Origin of the sequence: Ponticaulis profundi, assembly GCF_042659465.1 — a bacterium.
GTDB lineage: Bacteria > Pseudomonadota > Alphaproteobacteria > Caulobacterales > Hyphomonadaceae > Ponticaulis > Ponticaulis profundi.
In genome coordinates, this window is the sequence record NZ_JBHSSW010000055.1 from 14,341 (window position 1) to 15,780 (window position 1,440).

The 1,440-nt window shown below is 56.2% G+C and carries 1 protein-coding gene; it reads left to right on the forward strand.

Annotated features, from left to right (window positions below):
• Positions 1-121: 121 nt before the first annotated feature.
• On the forward strand, positions 122-1,440 hold a 1,319-nt coding region (locus ACFQDM_RS15800), incomplete at its 3' end, for a VirB4 family type IV secretion system protein (protein WP_377380673.1).

Genomic DNA, 1,440 nt, shown 5'->3' on the forward strand with positions numbered 1-1,440 from the left:
CTTTGAGAAAGTGCGGGCGCGATTTGCCAAAGACAAGGTTGAGGATCAGAAGCAACTTCGCGAGCGGCGGCTTGCCAGCCTGCGTGAAGTCGTCTCGATCCTCCTGTCTGCTACAGAAGGCATGTCCGGTCGTGCGTTGACCGCATCCTCCGGCGAGCTGCTAGGCTTCCTCGAAGCTATCGGCTCTGGCACGGAGGTTCCGACCTATCCTCTTTCGGAGATTGGTATTCTTGCCCGGAGCGTAGCCAACTTTCGCCCGACATTCGCGAGCAACCGGATCACCTTGTCGGGCGGAAATACCGGTCGCAAGAGCGGTCTGATCTTCACGATCAAAAATTATCCTAATCAAACCGAACACGGCATGTTCGACAGCCTGAACCTGCCCCATGACATGGTCATCACCCACAGCTTCACGCCTATTCCAAACGATGTAATGGAAGAGCGTATTCGTCGCGCTCAAAAGATGATGGCGTCGATGAATGATGCAGGGGTGTCGGATCGCGAACTACTGGCCTCTGCGGCTGATGGGCTGGTGACAGGCAAACTGGTGTTTGGTGGGCATCACATGACAGCTGCGATCTACAGCAGTAATGAGCGTGAGCTTGCAGAGGCAGCGGCAGATATTCAGCAGGTCGCCCAGGAAGCCGGCGTCAAGGTCATCACCGAAGCCTTTGCATCACGGGCACATTACTTCGCACAATTTCCTGGCAACGCCGCTTTCCGGTCCCGGATCGGCACCATCACAAATCGAAACTTTGCGGGTTTGGCATCACTGCATCGGACACCTCTCGGAAAAAATGGAGACGAGGTTCCGTGGAAAGACCCGATCACCGTATTTCCGACCCCCGAAGGAAGCGGGTACCAGTTTAGCTTTCATCGCAAACTGTCGCGCGGCAACGTGGATGCGGAACCCCCCGCAGGCCACACTCTAATCCTCGGTCCGTCCGGCGGCGGAAAATCCGTGCTTATTGCGTTCCTCATTGCACAAGCGCAGCGCATGAACGCACGGGTGTTTGCATTCGATTATCGGCGCGGGCTTGAAGTTCCTCTTCGTGCGCTTGGGGCTGAGTATAGCGAAATCACAGCCAACCGCCCAACAGGGCTAAACCCGCTGTGGTCCGAAACTGATCCAGAGGGCCAGCAGTGGCTTTCGGAATGGATAACGGCGCTGATCGAACGGGCCGAGCGTCCTTTGACGGCGCAACAGTCTCAGTTTCTTCAAGATGCTATTCGTAGAAATGCGGAAGCACCGCAAGGGCTGCGCCATTGGTCACAATTTGCGAGCCTTTTCGCCCCCCTCGATGATGACGGTGATCTGGAAAGCCGCATACGCGAGTGGGCTCCTTCTGGCCGTTATGGTTGGATCTTCGGCGGAAACCGCGAAGACACTTTCTCCCTGAACGGCGACCTAGTTGGCTTCGATCTGACAAGCGTCTTAGA